We start from the raw sequence: 23,172 nt of genomic DNA on the forward strand, positions 1-23,172 counted from the left end.
TTGTGTCATGAGGCTCTATATTGTTATAATTCTTGTCATGGCTGCCCTTCTGCTGCCGCTGACCGCCGCTGCCGCAGGCAACGTGCCCACGGCGGCTACAAAAATAGCCAGACAGATCGACGAACAGCTCATGATGCGCTACGCGAGAACTGACCCGGCCGAAAGCAAAAAAGAACAACAGGCCGTAGCCCGCGCCAATATAATGATCATGGGTACAACCCCCGCCAACCTCAATGACCTCAATGAGGCCTCACCCCTGGCACGACAGATGATGGAAGAAGTGTCGCGCTGGCTTATCAACGCGGGCTACCGTTTTCAGGAACTGCGCAAGGGGCGCGACATCTATTTTGACAAAAAGAAAGGCGAATTCATCCTTACGCGCGACGTCAACCGCCTTGCCAGCAAAATCGGCACAAGCCAGGCCATAATGGCAGGAACCTACGTGGTCAGCGGCGAGCAGGTGCGCTTCAATATCCGGCTTATCCACACCACCAGCAACGAAGTGCTGGCTATGGGTTCCGGCACGATCCCCATCACCGAAGATCTGCTGCCACTGTTGCGCGACCCCACGCCCGGCGGCAGGGGCGGCGTCATGCCATCGGTGAATACCCGCCTGCAGTAAGCTTCTTGCCTTGGCGGCCCGTTCTGTCTATAACAAGCCCGGCCCGGCGCATGCGCCGGGCCTCGACTTGTTGGCAAGGCCCGCTGAAATCTTTCGCCGCCGCGCCAGCCCCTGCCGTAAGGTTGCCTGCTGATAGTGCGGCTTCATGACGGTAGCTCAGTATGGACACCGACCCGGCCCCCTCCGGAGCAGCCGCGCGTGTGCGGCCCGGACGCCCGCCAGGTCTTGACTGGTGACAATTCAGGAGAAAGCATGGCCCTCAGCATAGGTATCGTCGGTCTGCCCAACGTGGGCAAGTCCACTCTTTTCAATGCCCTTACCAAGGCCCAGAACGCCCAGGCCGCCAATTACCCCTTCTGCACCATCGAGCCAAACAAGGCTACGGTGGCCGTGCCGGACACGCGCCTGCAGGATCTGACAAACAAGGCAAAACCACAAAAAACCATCAACGCCAGTGTGGATTTTATCGACATTGCCGGTCTTGTGCGGGGAGCCAGCAAGGGTGAAGGCCTTGGTAACCAGTTTTTGGGCAACATCCGCGAATGCGCGGCCATAGTTCATGTGGTACGCTGCTTTGAGGATGAAAACATCACCCACGTTGACGGTGGCGTTGATCCCCTGCGTGATGTGGACACCATTGAGACGGAGCTTTTGCTGGCCGACCTGCAAAGTGTTGAAAAACGCCTTGAACGTCTGCAAAAGATGTCCAAGGGCAACAAGGACGCCAAGGCAGCTGCCGAAGTGATGCAGACCCTGCAGACGCACCTGAATGACGGCAAGGCCGCCCGCGAATTTGCCCTGCCGGAAGGCAACGAGGCCTTTCTGGCTTCGTGGCGTGAACTGGGTCTTCTGACAGCCAAGCCCGTTATCTACTGCGCTAACGTGGATGAAAACGCCGTGGCCGAGGGCAACGCCTTTGTGGAAACCCTCAAAAACTTTGCTGCCGGGCGCAACGCAGGCTTTGCCTGTATTTGCGCCAAGCTCGAAGAAGAACTGCAGGGGTTGTCCGATGCCGAACAGGCCGAAATGCTTTCGTCGTACGGCATTACCGAAAGCGGCCTTGTGCGCATCATCCGCACCGGCTACGAAACACTGGGCCTTTGCAGCTACTTTACGGTCGGCCCCCAGGAAGTGCGGGCCTGGACCATTCACAAGGGCTGGAAGGCCCCCCAGGCTGCCGGGGTCATTCATACGGACTTTGAACGCGGCTTCATCCGTGCCGAGGTCATCTCTTACCAGGACTACATGAGCCACGAAAACGAGGCCGCCTGCCGCGCCAGCGGCGTGCTGCGTGTGGAAGGCAAAGAATATGTGGTCAAGGATGGGGATGTCATGCATTTTCTTTTCAACGTGTAGCGCAGCTGCTTGTCTGAAGTGTCCTGACTGTCCGCACATGGGGCCTGCGCTGCGGGAGTTTGTGTACCCCAGCCACCAGGCATGGCAGCAGGGTAGAAATTGCCCGGATTACCGGGCGCTTTCGGTCCGGCAAGAATCACGGACCACTGTGGTTCTGAAAAGCGCCCCGCCTGTACAGAAAAAATGAGCGCCCCTTCCGCACAAACGGAGGGGGCGCTCGCATCTTTTTTATGAGGCCGCATGGCCCCTGACGCCGTTAGGCTTTTTTCATGTGTTCAATCAGTTCTACCAGGCTGTGGGCCTGCTTGCGCAGGGCTTCAAGCTCGGTCATGGCCAGCTGCATGGATTCAGAGGTTGTGGCGGCAATGTGGTTCACATCAGCGATGGACCTGTTGATCTCTTCGCTGGTAGCGGACTGCTGCTCGCTGGCGGTGGCAATGGCGCGCACTTCGTCCGCGGTCTGATCCACCATGCCCACGATTTCCTGCAACGCTTCGCCGGACTTGTTGGAAAAGTCTGTGGCGGAGGCGATGTTGTGCACGGCCAGCTCCACTTCCTGAATGCTCTGCGAGGCGCTTTGCTGGATGGCGCGAATGGCATTGCCCACATCTGTGGTTGAAGCCATGGTTTTTTCTGCCAGCTTGCGTACCTCGTCGGCCACAACGGCAAATCCCCTGCCGGCGTCACCCGCACGGGCCGCTTCAATGGCCGCGTTGAGCGCCAGCAGGTTGGTCTGGTCGGCAATGTCGGAAATGACGCTCATGATCTGGTTAATGGCCCTGGCATGCTCGTCAAGCTGGGTCATGCCATCCTTGAGAGCCAGGGACTGGCGCTGCACTTCCTGTATGCCGTCCACGGCCTTGTATACCACTTCGGAGCCTGCCTGGGCCTTGAGCTTGGCCGAGGCCGAAACATCCGCAGCGCCGCCGGCATTTTTGGCAACCTCAAGCACGGTGGAATTCATTTCTTCCATAGCTGTCGCGGTTTCCGCCAGCCTGGCCACGGCGTGGCTCAACGCGCCGCCGGTATTGTCCACCTGTTCAGCAATGTCGTTTATGGAAGCATTAAGGCGTTCAACCACGCCCTCTATCTGGCCCGCAGCGCTTATCATGCCTTCACGCCTGGCAATTTCAGCCTGGGCCTGGGCCTGCTTGGCCTCTTCCATAGCCTGCTGCGCTTCTTCGCCCATCAGGCGTGCCTGTTCGGCCTTTTCACTTGCATCCTGAACCAGGCGGCGCAGGTTTTCTTCCATATGGCGCAAGGCATTGGCCAGTTGGCCCATATCGTCCTTGCTGTAAACATCAAGGGTGAGGTCTTTCTTGCCTTCGGCCACGCCAAGGGCGTAGCGGGTGATCTTGCCCACCGGCGCGCTGACACGCAACCCCAGAATCACCGACAGGGTAAGCTGCACCACAAGCAGGCCACAGGCCACCAGAATGGCCTTGTCCACTGCTTCGTGCTCAAGCTTTTGCAGGTCGCTCATGGGCATGCCCACAAACCACATGCCGATGATCTGGTTATTAGCGTCTTTGACCGGCCAGTAAGCAGAGTTGTAGTCTACCCCAAGAATGGTGTTGTGGGTGTAGTAAACCTCTCCCTTTTTCAGCACGGCGTCGATAATTTCCGGCGATTGCAGCTTTGTGCCCACAGCCCGCTGCCCGTCATTCACGATCGTGGTCATCACCCGGGTATCGCCCTTGAAAATGGTGACGTTAACTCCCGAAAGCTGCTTGAGCCAGTCAAGATAGGCAGGGGTGACCAGAGAGGTGCCGATGGAAATGGACCCCACTACCCGCCCCTCATAAACCACAGGCTGACTGGCCCGGATTGTGAACGGCACAATGGTGCCTGCCACAACAGCCGCTGCGGGCTGCCCCTTGAGGGCAATAACCACGGTTTCCTGATTGGTCACACTGTCGCCGTATTTATCGGAGTGACCACGGGCGATGACCTTGCCGGACTCATCAGTAATGGTCATGAAGTCCGACCCGGCCATTTTCATGCTTTTTTCGCCCAACTCTCGGGCCAGCGCATGATCCTTGTGCGCAATGGCCTGTATCATGCTGCTGTCGCTGGCAATAAGGGCGGCGCTTTGCGCAAAGCGCTTGCTGGTGACCTCGTTGGCCTCCAGAATGATATTCTGCATGCGGCGGATGCCCTTATCCAGCTCATCTTCAATGGGGACCTTCATAAAATAGATGGAAACAAACAACACTACCCCACAGCAGGTAATCAGAGCGCCGAATAGCGAACCCACATACTTGTGCGTGAGCGTTATGCGCATGCCCCCTCCTTGCAACAAAAAGTTATTTTATAAATATATATGATTCACAAAACGCTGTCCTCTGCCACATGGCAGAGTTTTTTTTACAAAAAAGAGCAATATCCACGTAAAGGCCCCCAGCCTTGACGCTGCTATCAGCACATCTCAAAAACCCGCCATTGATTTTATAAACAACACGGCGGGCATATTCAGTATTACTATATTGTTCGGCACGAATTTAAAAACAAATAGAGCAGAAAGCAAACCAAGATTTCACACAAGCTAATACGTACATATTTATTAAAAATTTTTTATCAATAAATACAAAATATTAAGCATTTAATTCAAAAATGTTTACATATTATATTCAACAATTATTCAGAATAAAAATAAACTATAATTATATAAGCGTATTATAAAACAACAGGAACACCATATATTGTGAAAAAAAATCTTTGCGCCGGATATTTCATGGCCCCACAACCATGCCGGCAGACCTGCCCGGCAGCTCTTGCAGCATCGCCACCTGCATCACTTATGGGAGAACCGGCCGCTGCATAGAACTGCCCGCTCCGCGTGTACTCTTTGCTTCAGCTCCATAGCCACGGCAACGCTGGTCAGGTGGTTGTGACTGCCCGGCCCCATCCCAGAAAGATTGACGTTTTGCTGGCATGCCGGGGAAAAACAGAGATGCCGCAATTCCTTGTTCCGGAATTGCGGCATCTCTCATGGCCCGCCGAAGCCAGGCGCTGGTCAGGATTTTTTCAGGGCTTCCACCAGATCCATAAGGCTCTGTGTCTGATGACGCAGTTCATCAAGCTCACGCAGAGCCACCTTCATGGACTCAGAGGTGTTTCCGGTCAGGTAGTTTACGTCGCTGATGGACTTGTTGATCTCGTCGCTCACGGCTGACTGCTGCTCGCTGGCAGTGGCAATGGCGCGCACCTCGTCAGCGGTCTTGTCCACCATGCCCACGATTTCTTGTAGTGATTGGCCGGACTTATTGGAATATTCTGTAGCTACAGAGATATTGTTCACGGCTTCATCTACCTGCTGAATGCTTTGCGCTGCGCTGGACTGGATAGCACGGATGGCATCGCCCACATCCGTAGTAGACGTCATGGTTTTTTCTGCCAGCTTGCGCACCTCGTCGGCCACAACGGCAAATCCTCGGCCGGCATCGCCTGCGCGGGCAGCTTCAATGGCCGCGTTGAGGGCCAGCAGGTTTGTCTGGTCGGCAATGTCGGAAATGACGCTCATGATACGGCTGATGGCCCTGGCGTGCTCATCGAGCAGGGTCATGCCGCCCTTGAGGCCCAGCGATTGCTGCTGTACCTGCTGGATGCTGGATACGGCCTGCGAAACCACGCTGGAACCCGTTTCTGCCAGATTGCGCGCCGCATCTGAAATATCTGCAGCGCCGCCAGCATTGCGGGCAACTGCAAGCACGGTGGAGTTCATTTCTTCCATAGCCGAAGCTATTTCAGCAAGTCTGGACACAGCCCGGCTCAAGGCGACATCGGTATTTTCCACCTGCTCGGCAATATCCGAAACCGAATTGCCGAGTTTGACGGCAACCTCTTCGATGCGCGCTGCCGCGCTTGACATGCCGTCGCACCTGGCCTGCTCCGCCTTTGCCTTGGCCTGCTCTGCCTCATTCATCGCCAGCTTGCATTCTTCGCCACACTTTTCGGCTTCTCTGGCTTTTTCCGCCGCCTCAAACACCAGTGTTCGCAAATTTTTTTCCATGCTGCGCAAGGCATCGGCGAGCATACCCATATCATCAGAGCCGCGTACCGTGAGTACACTGTCCTGCTTGCCGTCGGCCACCTCAAGCGCATAACTGGTTATTTTACGAACCGGCGCGCTTACACGCAAGCCGACAAAAACTGAAATGCCCAGCTGTACCAGCAGCAAAGCAGCAGCCACACTGACGGCCGTGACAATGGCCTCATTTTCAAGTTTTTTCAGTTCACCAATTGGCGCTCCCGTAAACCACATGCCCACAATCTTGCCATCGGCAGCCTTCACCGGCCAGTATGCAGACTGATACGGAACACCAAGAATGGTATTTTGCACAAAAACCGTCTCGCCACGCTCAAGTACGGCGTCGATGACATCCGGCGCCTCCAGTTTTGTACCCACGGCACGCTTGCTGTCAGAAACAATGGTTGTCATGACGCGCGTATCACCCTTGAAAATGGTGACCGCAGCCCCGGCAAGCTGGCTCAGCCAGTCAAGATAATCAGGAGCGGTAAGCGATACGCCAATGGAGATGGTTCCCACCAGCTGCCCTTCATAAAGAACCGGCTGCGATGCGCGTAACGTAAATGGATTGAGCGGCCCGGTCACCACAGCCTGCGCCGGAACTCCCTGCATGGCTTTGGCAACTGTTTCCTGTTTGGCGATACTGTCGCCGAATTTGCTTTTGGAATGCCCACGCGCAATAACGATCCCCTGGGCGTCTGTTACAGACATAAAGTCCGATCCGGCCATCTTCATGGCCTTTTCAGCAAGGGTAAATACCTCATCGTGATCCTTATAGGCCATGGCCCGGGCCAACCGGTCGTTGGTGGCAATGAAGGCGGCGTTCTGGGCAAAACGCTGTATGGTCATCTCATTGGCGGAGTGAACGATATTCTGCATGCGATGTATGCTGTTGCTCAGTTCTTCATCTATCGGCTTTTTCATATAATAGATGGATACAAACAGAACAACGGCACAGCAGGTAATGAGAGCTGAAAACAGAGATCCGACATATTTGTGGGTAAGGCTCAAACGCATCTGCCACTCCTCATGCTTACGGCACATTGAAAATATGTTCATTGCCTCTATAAAAACACGCTGGAGATACACGCTGCAGAATAAAGATTGTTACAAGGACAACTCCTTATTTAAATATATGTATAAAACACGTTGATATATCAGATATCTGACATATTTTGTCAGATATCATCAATCATCCTGATGCACGGAGCATTTTAACAGCATATCGGATGACTGAGATAATTATTTAGGCAAGACTATAAATTGCATTATTGCCGGAGTCAAAAGGATAGATAAAAAATTGAACAAAAATATTGCAGTCTTCATATAACCGGCAAAAAACAAAAATGCGGTTTGCCGGCAATTACCTGCAAACCACGAACATGACGAGAACACCGGGCGGCACAGATTACCCGACACATCCGCTGCGATGCACGCTCTCCGGTCAGGGCGGATTACGTTGCAGTGCCCGGGCTGCCCCCCACAAAACAAAAGCCCGCTGACGAGCGTCAGCGGGCAAAATATTGGACAGTGCGGCACCTGCGGGTCAGCCCAGCTTGTGGCGCACCTGACGGCACAGGCCCATCAACGCGTCATACTCATGACGCCGTAAACCGGCCCTGCTAAAGAGCCGCCGCCAGGGCATGATAAAATAATCAGGATTATCGCCATGCAGGTAATCGAGACGCAGCAGCATGTCTTTCAGGGATTCCATCAGACGCTCCTGCTCTGCCGCCGTTACCTGCCTGCCCCCGCCGGGATGTTTTTTTTCTGCATTTCCGGCGTCTTTTCCCGGTCTGTTGCGCAGGGCATCGGCGCATTCATATAAAAGCAGCAACACGGCCTGCGCAAGGTTAAGCGAACTGGCCGCAGGGTCCGTTGGTATGGTCACAAGCTTATGGCAATGGGTTATTTCTTCATTGTTCAGGCCCCGGTCTTCCGGGCCAAAAACAAGGGCCACCCTTTCGCCGTGCGCCAGGGCCTCCGCCACGTCCGCAGCGGCACGCCCCGGCGAGAGCAGGGATTGACGCCAGCCCCCCACCCGCGCTGTGGTTCCTACCACAAGGGTTACGGGAGCTACGGCTTCCGGCAGGTCAGCATAGACCTTTACGTCATCCAGCAGATCCTGCCCTTTGGGCGTGGCAAGCGGGCGAGCCTTCTCCTTGTCCCACCGCTCGGGATCCACAAGAGACAGCGATGAACAGCCCATATTGACGCAAGCCCGCGCAGCCATACCGATATTTTCAGGAAAACGTGTTTTGACCAGAACAATATCCAACCCGTCAAGCAGAGAAGCCATATCAGCACACGCCTCCGATCAGGGCCAGCACCAGTTGCAGCGGATCGGAGGCCACCGGCAGTGTTTGCGCCGGCACTTGAGGCCAGATACGGCTTGCCGCCAGAGCCAGCATGGCCCCGCCAACACCGCACTTGCACACTGTGCCCAAAAAGCGCCCCATCATAGCCCCAAAGGCCGCATCCAGCGCTTCGCCCAAGGGGCGGCCCTTGAGCATTTCCATAATAAAACAGCCGGTCCATGCGCCAGCCACCGCGCCAATGAGTGCCCCGAGGCCAAAAAACAGCGGCGCCAGTAAAATGGCTCCGGCAATGGCCCCGATCATGCCCGCGAATGTGCCTGACGAACTTGAGCCATACCGCTTGGCCTTGACTATCTGCATGCCCAGTTCCAGCGCTTCGCCCACAAGGGCCAGAGCTATCATCATGACCCAGAACCAGACGTTCATTGCGTCCGAAGCGGGATGCGCCATCTTCCACAGGGCCACAAGTCCCAGCAGCACCCAGTTGGCGGGCAGCCCGAAGACGTTGAGCAAAAGCACGAAGCCCAGCAAGGTGATGAATGCGCCCGCCAGCAGACTGGCAAGGGGAAATGGCAAAAAATCCATACAGTTTCCGGTATTATTTTTTTTCGCGCATGTCTTGCAGGCGAACGGCCTTGCCTTCGGCGCGCGGCAGGCTGTTGCTCTGCACAAGCTCTACCCTGGGCGTGATGAGGATTTCATCACGCAGGCGCTGGGCAATAGTTTTCTGCAGGCTTTGCAGAACGCGCATGTCTTCCACAAAGAATTCGTCGCGCACTTCCACCTGCACCCGCATGACATCGCCGATACCATCGTTCTCCAGCAGGATAAGATAGCTCTGCCCCACTTCAGGGAAGGTCATGATGACCTGCTCGACCTGCATGGGGTAAACATTGACGCCCTTGATGATAAACATGTCATCCGCGCGGCCGAGGATACGGTCCATGCGGCGGTGCATGCGCCCACAGCCGCATACTCCGGGCAGAAAACGGGTAAGGTCGCGGGTACGATAGCGCAGAATGGGCATCCCCTGGCGGCAGAGACAGGTCATGACCAACTCGCCCACCTGGCCCTCGGGTACAGGCTGGCCTGTTTCCGGATCGACAATTTCAGGAATATAGGCGTCTTCCCACAGGTGCATGCCGGCCTGCTCAAGGCATTCAAAGGCCACGCCCGGCCCGTTCATTTCGGAAAGCCCGTAGGAGTTATACGCCTTCATATCAAAAAGGCTTTCAATACGACGGCGGAATTCTTCAGTATACGGCTCCGCGCCCACAAGAGCGATGCGCAAGGGGAATTCACGCGGGTCTTCACCCATATTGCGCAGGTGTTCGCCAAGAATGAGCGCATAGGAAGGCAGAATATGCGCCACAGTGGTGCGAAAGTCCTTGGCCAGCTTGATCTGGCGGCGCGAGTTTCCCGCCCCGGCGGGGATGGTCAGGCAGCCCAGGCGTTCGGCCCCGAAATGGATGCCCAAACCGCCCGTGAACAGACCGTAACCGGACATATTCTGAAATACGTCCTCACGGCGCACGCCCACCATGTGCATGCAGCGCGCCATAAGGTCGGCCCAGGAATTGATATCGTTCTGCGTGTGACAGATGGCTACGGGCGACCCGGTAGTGCCGCTTGAGCAGTGCATACGCACAATTTCAGCCTGAGGCACGCAAAGCATGCCGGTGGGATACTGGGTACGCAGATCGTCTTTGGTGGTGAAGGGGATGCGGCGCAGGTCATCAAGGCTGTGCAAAGAGTCCGGCCCGATTCCCGCCTCGTCGAGGCGCTGCCGGTAAAAATCACACTTACGGGCCTGAGCGACCATATTTTTCAGCCGGACAAGCTGGGTTTCCTCTATGCGCTCCCGGCTCCACAGTTCCGCTGGATCAAAAACTTCCATGCCTCTCCTCACCTTACTGGAGCATTGTCAAAACTTCCGGAGGTCAGCCTCCGGACCGGATCAGGCCGCAGGTTGCGCCTGCAGATCAATCGGCATGCGTACGCGCCCAGCCCCACAGCAATCCCAGGCTGCCGGCCAGCATCATGTCGCCATGCGGAGCCAAAAAACGCCCGTGGCCTTGCAGCAAGGCGCGCCTTGGCCCTGTGATAAACGTAGGCTCATAGCCTCCGGCCTCTTCACAGTATGGACCAAAGGCCGTGCCGTGCCCGCCCGTGGCCTGCACTTCTTCAGCGGGCAGCCAATGCTTGCGGAACTGTTCCAGATCAGCCAGCAACTGCTCCAGGTTGCGCATGCCCGTATGATGCTCGTAAATGCCGCGCACCAGCCCTTTGTACACAAGAGCCGCCACAGTATGCCCGTTGCCCACATTTATGACGGTTATGCCCTCACGGTAGCTGCGGTTCATGACCTCGCTGTCACACAGCGCGCCAAGCAGGGCACTGGCCCCTGTATCGGCCACAGGGCCACCGGTTTTGTCATGCAGAGGTTGCAACCGGGTAAGCGATGGGGGCGGCGTGGAATAAATCCAGGATGCCGGATCCGCAGATTCGGCAAGAAGCCGGTTCCACATGAGCATCCTGCCCTGCCGGTTGCCCCCTACATGATGGCCGTGATCCTGAGCGGCCGCAAGCACCATGTGCGGTTGCGGCAGACCGGAAATGCGCAACAGCCCGGCCCAGAAGTCCGGTCCGTAGTCCGACAGAAAAACGGGAACGCAGCCCACGGGACAGGTGGCACAAAACTCCACCCCCATGGCGCGCACCACATCCTCACTGTCGTGGATGCCGCGCGAAGCGGCCGGAGTAGCCCACACCTTGAATCCGGCGGCCAGGTGCTCCTTGATGGCCTGGCTGAAGCCGCCGCCCATATTGCTGCCATGCAGCCACAAGTCATGTCGCAGCAGGGTCAGTTCGCGGATGCGCTGGGCAACCATGCGGGCTGGCGACGGCAATACAAAGCGCGGCCAGTTTTCACATTCAAGCCCGGGCCGGGCCAGGAGTGCGTCCTGAGTACCGCTGCCGATATCAAGGCACAGCACAGGGCCTGTGCGACGCAAAAATTTATGTACGTTTTCGTCCATTGGCAGTCTCCAGTGAGCGCCTGAAGTTACTCGCAACACGACGTAAGCGCAAGCCCCGACAATTTTTTTAAAAAAATGCTTGCCAAGACCAGCACAATACGCTAATTCATTTTTTCGCGCCGAGGTGGTGGAACTGGTAGACACGCTATCTTGAGGGGGTAGTGAGAATTCTCGTGCGGGTTCGAGTCCCGCCCTCGGCACCATAAAGACTTCCAAAGAAGTTCGCAAAAGTCCGCAAGGCCAATAGCCAAGCGGATTTTTTGTTTTCTGAGCTTCCGTTTCAATTCGCGAGGGTTCGTTGACATACCCCATTTCTGGGGGTATTTTGGGGGTAGTAAGGCAGAGAAAAGAATATTGCCTTCCGCGATACCCCCAACACGCGAAAGCCTTGTTCCTGGCTGATATTCCCACCATTTTCTCTCCCCTGCCCTGCCTAAACTTCTGGTACCCCCAGCGGCGGAGCAATACCCTACTCAACGAGCAAGGATACAGAGCAGACGTAATTGAAGCCCAGCTTGCCCACGGCGAGAAAAACGCCATTCGGGCCGCTACAATCATGCCGAATATTTGCCGGAGCGCCGCCGCATGATGCAGGAATGGCAGATTATTTAGTTCATCTCAAAAGCATTTAAGCTCACTAGTGTGGAAGGAAGCCAGGGTGTACAAGGACGGTGCCCCGACAGATCCCGCACAGTACGGCCCATGCGGTGCGAATAACGGAAGCTAGACCACCGGAACCTGCTCCGCTCATAGGATCTTTTCAATGAATTTGTAAGGCGGGCGTTGCTGAAGTGGATATTGCGGCAATTCAGAAAGGGGGACGGACAGTTGGTTGCCCGCGAATAACGCATTCGTCTGAGTAACACCCGGTCACTTCAACGATAAGGACAAAAATTGCTATTAATATTCGGCGGCCTGCCGGGAACTGGCAAAACTACAATAGCGCGCCAAGTCGCTCAAAAACTTTCCGCCGCATACATACGCATGGACAGCTTGGAACTGGCGCTTGTTCGTTCAGGCTTGGCAAAAAATCAATGGGATTTAGGTCCAGCGGGGTATATTGCCGGTTATGCTTTAGCTGCGGACAATCTACGTCTGGGGCTTTCGGTTGTGGCAGACTCCGTGAATCCATTACGAATTACCCGTAACGCATGGCGGGATATAGCCGTTCAAGAGGGCGTTGATTATCTGGAAATTGAAATCATCTGCTCGGACACGGAGCAACATAAGGAAAGGGTCGAAGGCCGGTCGCCAGACATTTCCGGCCATGTTCTGCCCGATTGGCAAAGTGTTGTTAATCAAAAGTATGAGCCTTGGGATAGAGAACGCATTGTTTTAGATACTGCAAAACTACAGGCTGATGTGGCCGTCAGTGAAATATTTAAGGAAGTTGGCGGGCATGCTATCCATGTCACCGATATTTCTGGCATTCTCGATCATGGCCAAAATGAGAGCAAACAAAACTGATCTCGAATTTCCTGCCCCTAGCCTTGGTCTGATCCACGATGATCAATGCTCCTATTTTTTACTGGAAGATGTATTGCAATGTGAGAAGCTTCATCCCGAATATATAGGCAATGTTTCCGCTGAGGACCTTGGTTTACCGGATGCCCCTTTCAAAGATGTGCCTTTCACGAAAAGCCCCCCCCGAAAGCAGCGGCGCACCTCTCCCCCCTGTTGACAAAACGGACTGGCGAGATTGTAACATCATTCAAGACGTTGAATCACGACCTAAAATTCAGACAGCCTTTGCCGAAACAATCTTGTCCTTGCCTTTGACGCTGACGGCACAATCTGCCCCCCAGAACTGGCAACCCTTCCTCTGAAAATATTCTTCACAGAAATGCCAAAGCCAGATGATGGAGATTTTTACACGTCCAATAACCTCATGGAACGGTATAAGCTTGGTCCTGCTGAGTTCGTGGAATATCTCATGCAGCACAAAGACCTGTTCTCTCATGGTGTTCTTGAGTGGTTTTACATCCAACACCATACTATTAATGAAAGGGGCATGTGGTATGAATATCAACCAATGAGCCGCAAAGTTGAAGAGTTGGATAACTTCACATTCCATTATCGGACGATCAGGAATCATGAAAAGCCCATGCATGACAATGGCTATTATGACAGATACGATGATGAATACCCAACCAACGCTAATCAAAGCAAGGCAGATGCAAATAGATCCGCTCGTATGGCCGAACTCGAAGCCCAGCTTGCCGAAGCCCAAAAACAGATTGAAAATCTCCGACAGTGGAACAAGCGATTAAATGAGCAGAACCAAGAACTGAGGGCTGAACTTGCCACTTCATTAAAATACATATGATTACGTATTAATTGAAAACCCGTCCCCGTACCGGTAACTCTGTTGAAATTTTGCGAAAGATGATCAAAAGTACAAATTTTCATATGAGACTTCTGATTATTACGGCCCGAAACGTATCAGCGTTTGGGGCTTTTCTGTTTTTTACAGATACGCCCGCAAGGCTGTTTTACTTTTCAGGCAGAAGTATTCGGGCTATAGAGCGCCCCGTTGCTGTACGTCTTGTATGGTGCAGATGGGTCTACATGCTCCTTTTATCAAGCATGCTCTCTTTTACAAGAGGCGCTGCCGTTCAGCGGGTGCCAGTCGCTCTGGCTTCCACCCTTGTGGCTAGAAAATTCATACTTTCCGGGAATAAATAAAAATGCCCCTATACCTTTATTGAAAAATTGGTAAAACACCCCTTGGAAGGACACTCAGGTTCGTGACCGCCGCCTGGCATGCCGGAGCGCCCCCTGAATGCATCATCTCAGCATATCTTTTGAAACTCGTATGCTTCAAGAGGATGTAAACATCGAAACGAATTTGAGCCGTGGGTATTCGTGTTTTCGATATGTGCAAGAAATGTAAATTTGGCATTTTATCCCATGCAAAGGAGAACACCATGCATGATCCTTCCTCCTTCGAGGCACTGAATCCCCAGCAGATGTGTCACAAGGCGGTGGTGATAATGGCAGGCAAGGCGCTCAGGCCAGCGCCCAATGCTTTTATGCTTGCTGTTATGGCGGGCGTGTTCATCGGCCTGGGCTTTGTTTACTGTGCCGTAGCCAACACGGCAGGAGCGGGAAAAATAGTCGGCGGGCTGGTGTTCAGTCTCGGCCTCATGCTTGTTATCGTTCTGGGTGCGGATCTGTTTACCTCTACAACCATGACGCTTCTTCCGCGTGCCTGCCGCAAGATTACCTGGGGACAAATGTTCTCGAACTGGGGAATAGTATATGCAGGAAATTTTGTGGGCAGTCTTTTTTTGGCGGCGCTCATTTTGCTGAGCGGACACCCGTGGGCATCTGGTGGTGATATAGCTGTTTTTTATATCAACACCACAGAAAACAAACTCACACACACCTTCATTGAAGCCATTTTTCTGGGTACCATGTGCAATCTGCTGGTCTGCCTCGGCGTATGGATGAGCTATGCCGGACGCTCACTGATTGATAAAATGGCCGCCTGCCTGTTTCCTGTAGGCCTTTTCATTGCTTGCGGATTTGAGCACAGCGTAGCAAACATGTTCATGATTCCTATCGGTATCCTGTGTAACGACATGATGCCTCCCGCTGTGGCTGCCCGGCTGACCGATCCCGAGCATACCGCGACTGTGCTGACCTGGTCGAATTTCATCTTCAAAAACCTTATCCCCGTAACACTTGGCAACATCCTTGGCGGCGGAGTGTTTGTTGGCATGTTTCACTGGCTGATCTATCTGCGCAGCGGGCATGGCGGTCACAAACATACCGGCAGGGCTGCGGTGCAAAAACAAGCCCGGTCCACCGACTAGCTGCCGAAGCCCACGATCAGAAGCGTCAAGCGCAGCCGCGTCAAAACAAGCGCGTGATCCGATAAAAATACCATGCGGGCAATAGCGGTCCCTACGAAAAAGCGGCTTTCGCCCGCCGCACGCAACGGCTGCCTTTCTGCTTCACCTGCGCCGTAACAGCCGCAAACGTCAACCGGGGACCGCGTCAAAAGCACGGTCCCCGGTTTTTCCACAGCCCTTGCGATGTCAGGGCCGGTTTAGCCATTCAGTCATATTACGCTGCGGGTACAAGCAGAATGCGGCACGGGGCATTTTCGCAAAGCGCCCCCACATTACCGCGAATGCGCTCAAGGCCACGCCGCAGGGGGTTGGCAGCAACAAACAGGTCATACCCCCGGACCATTTCTTGCCGGGCATGGTCAATCACATTGCCGGATGTTGTCAGACAATGGATTTCCATCTGGTCACCGGCAAATTCCCGAAGCCGGGTAAAGGCCCTGGCTGCGCTTTTTTCTTCCTCCTGCTGCATATAGTCGATGAAGTCCGCGCGGGACCCACTACCCGAGAGCCAGTCATGCCCCACATAGTCATTCCATGTGGAGTCCAGCACAAAAAGGGCGGTCAGGGCCGCGCCGCTTTCACGCGCAATGCGAACAGCCTCGGCTGCGGCGGGGCTTTCCTCATCAAGCAGCAGCAGGATATTTTTGGGGGCAGAGGCGGACATCAAGGCAATGTTCCCTTTTCATGATCAAGCACGATGATGGTATCCTTGCCCTTTTTTACCTTTTCGCCGGGCTTGCCGGGAACATCAAGAACCTTTCCGTTGGCTTTGACGCTCACGTCCCTGGTGACAACCTTTTCTTCCATCACGTTGTCTTTCCATTTTTTTTCAACAACTTCAAGCGAATAGATCACATCGCCCTTTTTGACTTCGGCCCCTTTTTCCACTGCGACAGAAACAAGTTTGCCGTCCTGGCTGGCCTTCACCTTTACCGTGGGTACGATAAAGGCCATGTAGCCAAGCACGCAAATTACTACAAGCCCGGCAAAAATAATCGAAGCGATATCCTCGTGCCGGTCATTCCTGAAGACTGTCATTTTTTGCTTGTCATTACTCATGGCATCTTCCTTTGGCTTAGAACGCGCCTACTTTGGGCATGAACAGCATGATGACGATAAGGGCCAGCACATATTTTACGGTACCCGCGGTCAGACCGAGGCGCAACGGCTTGCCGCCGGCGGCCTTGATTTCACGGAAGTCAATGTACGCCCCCTGCCCAACAAGGCCGATGCCGAATATCCATTGCATGCAGTCGCGCAGAAGGTGCAGGGTTTCAGAACCTTCAGCCCCGAGCATACCCAGAGAAGACAGGGCCGTCATGCCAAAGAAGCCCAAAACGAAGATGGGGAACTTGGAAATAAGAATTTCCTTCAGGCTGATGTGCTCGGCCTCTCCCTCTCCCTTCCAGTACCAGACGGTGATGGCAAAAACCACAAAAGGAATGCTGATGACGCGCACCACGTTCCACACTTCACCATAGGCCACGGCCGTTCCCGGAGCAATTACCGGATTGAATGCCAGGCAGGTGGCAAGCACCTGGCCGGAGTTCAGAATGCCCGTACCGACCCATGCGCCGTATTGCAGGTCTGACAGGTTGAGCGCTTTACCGATAAAGGGGCTGATAAACATCGTCACAATGCCAAAGCCAAGAATCGTGGCAATGGCAAGGGCCAGGTCCACAGGACGGGCGCGCACACCGGGGGCTGCCGCCACCGCCGCAGAAACCCCGCACACGCCGCAGGCCGCCGCCATAACAGCCGCCACAGAGCGGTCAACTTTCCATATTTTACTCAACCACATGATAAGGAAGACAGTGCCGAACACAAAAGCCATAATCAGCAGCGCGGCGCTTATACCCAGTTTGAGCAGACTTTGCAGGGTATACAGCGAACCCAGCATGATAACGCCCGTTTTAATAAACAGGCGGGTTGTGCGAAAGCCCGCATCCGCCCACGCGGGAATCTTGCCGCCAAACAAAACGTTGCGAAACAGCATGCCCGCAATAATGGAAAGCAAGATATAGTTGAGGCTCAGCACTTTTACAGGCCAGCCTTTTACGCCGAAAAGCGTGATGCCGTTCAGCCAGGGAACAGCATACATGCGCAATACGGCCAGGGTGCCGATCATCAGCACCAAACCGGGGATAATGGCCACAATTTTACCCAATAATCCTTTGTCTTCCATAATCATCCTCCGCCACAGCGTTGTTTTACGTTACAAACATTCTTTCACAATCCGGTAAAAGGTTAAGAGGATAGTTGTTTGGTGTGAATATCACGTCAAACCAATTAGCGCAAGTATATTCAGTGAGTTAGTGTGGGTTGTAGAGCAATAAATTTTAAAAAAACAGAAAAAGCGATAAACTGCATAAACAACCAGCAAAGCATTACGAGTCACAACCAAACGACATACTTGTTCTTTTTTTAACTTTTCAATCAGAAGAACAGCGCCTGCCTGCGAACCACTGGGCATGGCAATTTAACGTACTAAAAAAATAAGTTTTCAGGATACAGCTTTTTCACAAAAACCAGCCCTCTTTTCTGTTTGAGTGGCACGCTCTTCTGCCCGTTGGAAACAGCCATTTTGCTAGCTGAATGATTTTTTTTAAAATTCTTGCTTGACAGTCCGGCGTGGTTCACATATACACACTCTTCGTGTTGGGCTGTCGTTCAATTGGCAGGACGGCGGATTCTGGCTCCGTTAATCAAGGTTCGAGTCCTTGCAGCCCAGCCAACACAAACAGTGCGTCCCCATCGTCTAGCCGGCCCAGGACAACGGCCTTTCACGCCGTCGACAGGGGTTCAAATCCCCTTGGGGACGCCACTGATTACAAGAGGTTATAATAAAAACCTCACCAGATACCCACAGGGGGTTAGTCCCGGGGGGTTAGTTTTGAAAAAAGGCTGCATGAAAGTGCGGCCTTTTTTCGTTTTCCATAAACAGAACTGAACATGTTCCCCACCTCGCCCTGTTCCCTCTGAAAGAGCCAACATGAAATTGGGTTCATCCCCACGCCCGTGGGGAACACCTCGCCGCGCTGGAATCCGTATGTGATGTTAACGGTTCATCCCCACGCCCGTGGGGAACACTGCATCAATCTCCAAAGCAAGCTGCAGTTTGCCGGTTCATCCCCACGCCCGTGGGGAACACGTGTCAGCGCCGTCGGTGGTAACGGCGAGGTCCGGTTCATCCCCACGCCCGTGGGGAACACGTGACCGGGTTTACGAGACATAGTAGCAAACTCGGTTCATCCCCACGCCCGTGGGGAACACATTGTGCCATGGTAGGCAACGGCAATAATGCACGGTTCATCCCCACGCCCGTGGGGAACACTGCGGCTGGCCGTTGACATAGCCGTTTTTACCCGGTTCATCCCCACGCCCGTGGGGAACACGCAGCCGCGCCGGGGCGCAGCGGCGGTACAGCCGGTTCATCCCCACGCCCGTGGGGAACACGGGCACGAAGTGATCCAGTACCTTTTGCTGACCGGTTCATCCCCACGCCCGTGGGGAACACCCGCATCATAGCTTTGCCCCGCACTGCCGCAGAAGGTTCATCCCCACGCCCGTGGGGAACACAATTTGGTGTGCGCGCGGGAGCGTACGGAGGTCGGTTCATCCCCACGCCCGTGGGGAACACATCATCCGCTGAAAGCTCCAAAACAGGATAGCCGGTTCATCCCCACGCCCGTGGGGAACACAGCGTGAGGGCGAGTGGGAAGGATATATCAAGCGGTTCATCCCCACGCCCGTGGGGAACACATGATGCTATAAAGATGGATATGGTACGCCAACGGTTCATCCCCACGCCCGTGGGGAACACCCTTGCCGAAGGGCGTGACCTGTCGCCGTGTGCGGTTCATCCCCACGCCCGTGGGGAACACGCATCAATCTCAAGAGCAAATTGTAATTTGCTCGGTTCATCCCCACGCCCGTGGGGAACACGTGACCGGGTTTACGAGACATAGTAGCAAACTCGGTTCATCCCCACGCCCGTGGGGAACACGCAATCCTATTTAACGGAGGTAAAAATGGCTACGGTTCATCCCCACGCCCGTGGGGAACACAATACGCACATATTTTTCTCATAGCGTTATCCCGGTTCATCCCCACGCCCGTGGGGAACACAGCAGATAACGACAATGATGGTGCGCCAGTAACGGTTCATCCCCACGCCCGTGGGGAACACTGCATTCGTAGGAAAACTCGCCGGAGGGTTCTCGGTTCATCCCCACGCCCGTGGGGAACACTCTCCCTCTTGTTCGTCTTTTTACTCCCCTCACGGTTCATCCCCACGCCCGTGGGGAACACTCTGTGAGAGAAAAACCCTCTGCCGAAACACCCGGTTCATCCCCACGCCCGTGGGGAACACAAAGGAATGCGTTACTCCAAAAAATTGTGATGCGGTTCATCCCCACGCCCGTGGGGAACACTGTCTCTTCGATGTCTGTGCACATACGTGACGCGGTTCATCCCCACGCCCGTGGGGAACACAAAATAGAACCTGAGTAGGGGGAGCCACCTTACGGTTCATCCCCACGCCCGTGGGGAACACGTCTCACGGGGGATAGTGGCAGCCAATACATCCGGTTCATCCCCACGCCCGTGGGGAACACTTGCCATGAGTAATTGCGACCTCGTTTTGGAACGGTTCATCCCCACGCCCGTGGGGAACACTCAAGAGCATATTGGGTGCTACCCTGCCAGCCCGGTTCATCCCCACGCCCGTGGGGAACACTCCCCTTTCAGGCTCTATCCGTGGTCTGCGCTCGGTTCATCCCCACGCCCGTGGGGAACACGTACGATTGAGAGTCCTCAATCTTGCGCCAAACGGTTCATCCCCACGCCCGTGGGGAACACCGCTACCACACCCGCCTGGGACGAGGCCCCCGCGGTTCATCCCCACGCCCGTGGGGAACACCTTCATAAATACAAATACTAAATCAGCGCGTTACAGAAACATCACAAATCTACCAAATCATCGCGATCATTGTCCCTGGGAGTATACGCGACAAGTGGCAGGCCATCCCAGTCTATCTGCTCCCGGCAGTTGGCACCAACGGTCAAAAATTGAAAACCAGATTCGTGGCAAGATGTCCAGGCCAGAACGGCATTACCGTCACCGACCTGCTGGCACACCACCTCCCATAATTTTTGCCGCACACGGACTGAGTAATTGCCCACATACACGCCTGCCCGAACTTCCAGCAACCAGCGTGACAAATACCCACGCAAGCGCTGCGGCACTGCTTCAGTTACGATGACCAGCATCACCAAGCCCCTTTTTGTTGGGAATGGCTATGGGCACTGCCTCGGGGGGACGTTCTGGCTTGGCGATTCCTCCGGCAGAAAGCACTTCTTCAATGGCTGGAATGATTTTTTGCAGCAACCGCGTTTCTCTAAAAAGATCGCGACAACGCAAACGTACCTCGCTTTCAACCTTGCCTGGCTTTTTAGCCACCACAGACAATGCAGCAGGGATTGCAGTTTCAAATTTGAACAGATCGGCAACATCATATACAAAAGAAAGCGGTTTACCCGAATGAATAAATCCGATGGCAGGTGCATATCCCGCCGCGAGCACAGCGGCCGCGCAGATTCCATACAGGCAATGGCAGGCAACGCTGACGGCCTTGTTCACCACATCAGTGGCATCCCATTCCCTGGGGTCATAAGACCGTTTCCCCCATGTCACCTTATACTGTGCAGCCAGGAATTTATATAAGGCGCGAACTCTTGCGCCCTCTATACCCCGTAACTGTTCAATGCTCCGTCGTTGTGGCGGTTCCTCATTGAAACGCATTCTGTACATGGCCCGAACCACCCTGAGGCGCAGTTCATCATCCAGTGCAAGACGGGCTTGATACAGCAAACGGTCAGCCCGTGCGCCGCCCGGTTGTCCGGCGGAGTATAAACGCACGCCGCCCTCGCCGACCCATACCATCAAGGTGCCGCAATCTGCTGCCAAGGCCAGAGCAGCGTGAGTTACCGTCGTACCCGGTTCAAGAAAAAGGCACGCAACGCCACCTACGGGAATCTGCATACGCACGCCCGTTGCGTCTACCAATACAAATGCCCCGTCCTCAACATCAATGCGCCCATACTTGAGAAAGAGCATGGAGTTTCTTTCTTTAAGAGGCACGGTTTCAGACATCAGGCGCATCAGTCATTACCGCCTGTTGCTGTTTTTCTTCTACATCTTCACGCTGTACGCCATGCACCCGTGCGCGCACCCGCAGGACACGTCGGGGAGCAAACCGGCGAGCGGCAGAAAGAAAACTTTCCGCCTGGTCAGGCACCGTGTCGTTACCGTCTTCAAAGCTGTGCACCTCCCGCTCATGGGTAAAGAATTCCAACGGAGCATCCAGCATATGGTTTAATGCCACGGCCTCGCTGGAAAACAGTCCGCCAAATACAGGAGCACTGGGTATGCAGCACTTGCGGCCTATCCAAAGCCCCCACACCGGATTTTGCAAAGCCCTGGCAGCATCCTCGAGTACCCTGTACGGGCCGTTGAGAAACACGGCAAAAGAACTGTCGTGCAGGTAGTGCCGCGTGGTGATGTGGCAATCCTTGATGCCGCCCGCAGCTTTACGAGTGCCCTGAACAGTGTGAAAGTCCACCGTACGGCCAGCGGCCAAAAGCCAGTCCTTGCCATTGGCAGACAAGCATCGCGGTATGGCTACCGACAGCATGGGTATGGCTGCGACCTGCTGTAGAAAGGCCTGTTCCTCTACACTGCCCCTGTGCAGTCCTTTGGCCGCGCACAGCATACCAGCCACCACGCTTTTTGAAGGCAAAGAAGCTGTACACCTGCGGTTAAACCGGCTTTCATTGCCAAACGAGAGCATGGGGGCCTGCAAGCGCAGGGCAAGGCAGCAAACGTCAGCGCACATGCCGCCGCACCCCCTGCAAGAGTTCGCCAAGGCTCTGCAGTGGCATGCGGATGGTTTCCACCGCCGTAAGGCCCCAGGTGTTTTCCAGGCGCTGGTATTCCTCCTCCATACGTTTGATCGAGGCCTCCACATATCCCCTGCCATCGGGCGAGTACACGGCTTTTTCAAAGGCATTGACCAGTTGCACAGGCTGCCCGCTGTCACGCAACACGCACAACACGTAGGCAGGCATCGTGTTGGCATTCATAGAGTTTTTTCTGGCAACGGGCATGGCCTTGAGCGTTGCTTCCACGAAGGCCGCCACGATGCCCTGCCGCTCATCGGGGCTGAGTGCACCAAGATGGTCAGCATCCGCCAGCATGTCCAGATTAAGAGCACAAAAACGGTAGTAGGCGGCAGCGTTAAACTCCAGTGTACCAGTCATGCCGGCTCCCGTTTCCTCTGAGGGCAGCAAATCATCGAGAGCGGAAAAAAAATCTATTTCATTATCAGCCTTGTGCGTGGAAAGGGCGTGGGAAAACATGGCCGCTCCTTCCAGAGTAAGCTCGGGCGCGCTGGCGACCATGCGGCCAAACAGGGCAATATCCGCCGCGTCTGTGCAAAGAGACTGGGCAAAAGTTTTGGCATGTTTTTTTATATTCTCATTATTTACAGCGATGGCGGCCAATGCCTCCAACTCTGACCTGCTGGTAAAAAAAAGTGTTTTTGTCTGAAGTTTATTTTTTTTGGCTGCATCCTTATCGAGCTTTGCAAGGCCTTCTGCCAGGTCGCTGGCCTTGACCAATGCTGTGGCCTCGTCCATGCCATACGTATTTATAAAAATATCACGCAGAGGTTCCACAATCAGGCGTGTGCGTTCTCCCTTAAAATGTTGGGGCAACAGTTCGCCGCAATATTCACGTATTGCTCTTTTCCAGCATTGGCTGGAAACACGGGCACGCTGTACGCCGCCAAAAACAGCTGTTTTGGGCGAGCCAAGATCGTCACGGTTGAGGCAGGCAACAGGAACGGATTGCAGTATATGAAGTTCAAGATGACGCATGGTATTTTCTCCT

18 protein-coding genes, 3 tRNA genes, 1 pseudogene and 1 CRISPR repeat array are annotated in these 23,172 nt (G+C 54.5%); of the genes and pseudogenes, 9 read left to right on the forward strand and 13 right to left on the reverse strand.

Features of this window, described 5'->3' with window-relative positions; all coding sequences use genetic code 11:
* Positions 1 to 7: 7 nt before the first annotated feature.
* Together ACZ495_RS06545 and ychF are read left to right on the forward strand one after the other, a co-directional pair.
* Positions 8 to 622 carry a FlgO family outer membrane protein gene (locus tag ACZ495_RS06545; RefSeq protein ID WP_464262857.1) on the forward strand — a complete coding sequence of 205 codons (615 nt, stop codon included), beginning with the start codon at positions 8 to 10 and terminating at the stop codon, positions 620 to 622.
* A 252-nt stretch (positions 623 to 874) separates the two neighbouring features.
* Entirely contained in the window at positions 875 to 1,978 is a 1,104-nt protein-coding gene (ychF, locus tag ACZ495_RS06550; protein ID WP_012624578.1) for a redox-regulated ATPase YchF, read from the forward strand.
* 256 nt (positions 1,979 to 2,234) lie between these two features.
* Here the strand turns inward: ychF and ACZ495_RS06555 are convergent, their stop codons facing one another.
* The 6 genes from ACZ495_RS06555 to ACZ495_RS06580 form a co-directional block, all read right to left on the reverse strand.
* Complete coding sequence (locus ACZ495_RS06555; RefSeq protein WP_012624577.1) at positions 2,235 to 4,262, reverse strand: methyl-accepting chemotaxis protein; 2,028 nt, start codon at positions 4,260 to 4,262, stop codon at positions 2,235 to 2,237.
* A 732-nt stretch (positions 4,263 to 4,994) separates the two neighbouring features.
* Positions 4,995 to 7,025, reverse strand: a complete 2,031-nt coding sequence (locus ACZ495_RS06560) for a methyl-accepting chemotaxis protein (RefSeq protein ID WP_012624574.1) — start codon at positions 7,023 to 7,025, stop codon at positions 4,995 to 4,997.
* A 529-nt stretch (positions 7,026 to 7,554) separates the two neighbouring features.
* Complete coding sequence (locus ACZ495_RS06565; protein WP_012624573.1) at positions 7,555 to 8,307, reverse strand: RNA methyltransferase; 753 nt, start codon at positions 8,305 to 8,307, stop codon at positions 7,555 to 7,557.
* A gap of 1 nt (position 8,308) precedes the next feature.
* Positions 8,309 to 8,911, reverse strand: coding sequence for a DUF456 domain-containing protein (locus tag ACZ495_RS06570; protein ID WP_012624572.1), 603 nt, complete (start codon positions 8,909 to 8,911; stop codon positions 8,309 to 8,311).
* A gap of 13 nt (positions 8,912 to 8,924) precedes the next feature.
* Positions 8,925 to 10,223: a phenylacetate--CoA ligase family protein gene (locus tag ACZ495_RS06575; RefSeq protein WP_012624571.1), complete on the reverse strand. Its 1,299-nt coding sequence runs from the start codon at positions 10,221 to 10,223 to the stop codon at positions 8,925 to 8,927.
* 85 nt (positions 10,224 to 10,308) lie between these two features.
* Positions 10,309 to 11,364 (reverse strand): DUF1786 domain-containing protein, encoded by a 1,056-nt coding sequence (locus ACZ495_RS06580; protein ID WP_012624570.1) that lies wholly within the window; start codon positions 11,362 to 11,364, stop codon positions 10,309 to 10,311.
* A gap of 118 nt (positions 11,365 to 11,482) precedes the next feature.
* Between ACZ495_RS06580 and ACZ495_RS06585 the strand changes: the two genes are divergently transcribed.
* From ACZ495_RS06585 to ACZ495_RS06605, 5 genes and pseudogenes are all read left to right on the forward strand, one after another.
* Positions 11,483 to 11,567: transfer RNA gene (locus tag ACZ495_RS06585), tRNA-Leu, on the forward strand.
* Between the two features lie 257 nt (positions 11,568 to 11,824).
* A pseudogene (locus ACZ495_RS06590) lies at positions 11,825 to 11,996 on the forward strand (integrase); the annotation flags it as partial.
* A gap of 262 nt (positions 11,997 to 12,258) precedes the next feature.
* Positions 12,259 to 12,831 carry a P-loop nucleotide/nucleoside kinase family protein gene (locus ACZ495_RS06595; protein WP_012624568.1) on the forward strand — a complete coding sequence of 191 codons (573 nt, stop codon included), beginning with the start codon at positions 12,259 to 12,261 and terminating at the stop codon, positions 12,829 to 12,831.
* A gap of 466 nt (positions 12,832 to 13,297) precedes the next feature.
* Positions 13,298 to 13,690: a hypothetical protein gene (locus ACZ495_RS06600; protein WP_464262858.1), complete on the forward strand. Its 393-nt coding sequence runs from the start codon at positions 13,298 to 13,300 to the stop codon at positions 13,688 to 13,690.
* Between the two features lie 601 nt (positions 13,691 to 14,291).
* Positions 14,292 to 15,182, forward strand: a complete 891-nt coding sequence (locus ACZ495_RS06605) for a formate transporter FocA (RefSeq protein ID WP_296984898.1) — start codon at positions 14,292 to 14,294, stop codon at positions 15,180 to 15,182.
* 253 nt (positions 15,183 to 15,435) lie between these two features.
* On the opposite strand, the gene ACZ495_RS06610 is transcribed toward ACZ495_RS06605, so the two are convergent.
* From ACZ495_RS06610 to ACZ495_RS06620, 3 genes are read right to left on the reverse strand one after another with little or no spacing between them, the layout of a single operon-like run.
* Entirely contained in the window at positions 15,436 to 15,888 is a 453-nt protein-coding gene (locus tag ACZ495_RS06610; protein WP_371261805.1) for a universal stress protein, read from the reverse strand.
* Entirely contained in the window at positions 15,885 to 16,280 is a 396-nt protein-coding gene (locus ACZ495_RS06615) for a biotin/lipoyl-binding protein (RefSeq protein ID WP_012624563.1), read from the reverse strand. Before ACZ495_RS06615 ends, ACZ495_RS06610 begins: the two co-directional genes overlap by 4 nt.
* A 16-nt stretch (positions 16,281 to 16,296) precedes the next feature.
* Positions 16,297 to 17,406, reverse strand: a complete 1,110-nt coding sequence (locus tag ACZ495_RS06620) for a YeiH family protein (RefSeq protein WP_012624562.1) — start codon at positions 17,404 to 17,406, stop codon at positions 16,297 to 16,299.
* A 474-nt stretch (positions 17,407 to 17,880) separates the two neighbouring features.
* On the opposite strand from ACZ495_RS06620, the gene ACZ495_RS06625 reads away from it, so the two are divergent.
* Together ACZ495_RS06625 and ACZ495_RS06630 are read left to right on the forward strand one after the other, a co-directional pair.
* Positions 17,881 to 17,955 (forward strand) — tRNA-Gln (locus ACZ495_RS06625).
* A gap of 13 nt (positions 17,956 to 17,968) precedes the next feature.
* Positions 17,969 to 18,045, forward strand: a tRNA-Glu gene (locus ACZ495_RS06630).
* A gap of 176 nt (positions 18,046 to 18,221) precedes the next feature.
* Positions 18,222 to 20,142: direct repeats of the CRISPR family, unit length 29 nt; unit sequence CGGTTCATCCCCACGCCCGTGGGGAACAC.
* 41 nt (positions 20,143 to 20,183) lie between these two features.
* On the opposite strand, the gene cas2e is transcribed toward ACZ495_RS06630, so the two are convergent.
* Genes cas2e through cas7e form a run of 4 tightly spaced genes read right to left on the reverse strand, consistent with a single transcriptional unit; the run spans position 20,184 to position 23,159 of the window.
* On the reverse strand, positions 20,184 to 20,492 hold the full coding sequence (gene cas2e / locus ACZ495_RS06635; protein WP_012624561.1) for a type I-E CRISPR-associated endoribonuclease Cas2e: 309 nt from the start codon (positions 20,490 to 20,492) through the stop codon (positions 20,184 to 20,186).
* A complete protein-coding gene (gene cas1e / locus ACZ495_RS06640; RefSeq protein WP_464262859.1) occupies positions 20,473 to 21,384 on the reverse strand; it encodes a type I-E CRISPR-associated endonuclease Cas1e in 912 nt (303 codons plus the stop codon). Before cas1e ends, cas2e begins: the two co-directional genes overlap by 20 nt.
* Complete coding sequence (gene cas5e, locus ACZ495_RS06645) at positions 21,368 to 22,117, reverse strand: type I-E CRISPR-associated protein Cas5/CasD (RefSeq protein ID WP_012624559.1); 750 nt, start codon at positions 22,115 to 22,117, stop codon at positions 21,368 to 21,370. The genes cas1e and cas5e overlap by 17 nt, the downstream gene beginning before the upstream one ends.
* Positions 22,107 to 23,159, reverse strand: coding sequence for a type I-E CRISPR-associated protein Cas7/Cse4/CasC (cas7e, locus tag ACZ495_RS06650; protein ID WP_464262860.1), 1,053 nt, complete (start codon positions 23,157 to 23,159; stop codon positions 22,107 to 22,109). Before cas7e ends, cas5e begins: the two co-directional genes overlap by 11 nt.
* Positions 23,160 to 23,172 lie beyond the last annotated feature (13 nt).

The sequence above is a fragment of the Desulfovibrio sp. GTC20076 genome (genome assembly GCF_055385905.1).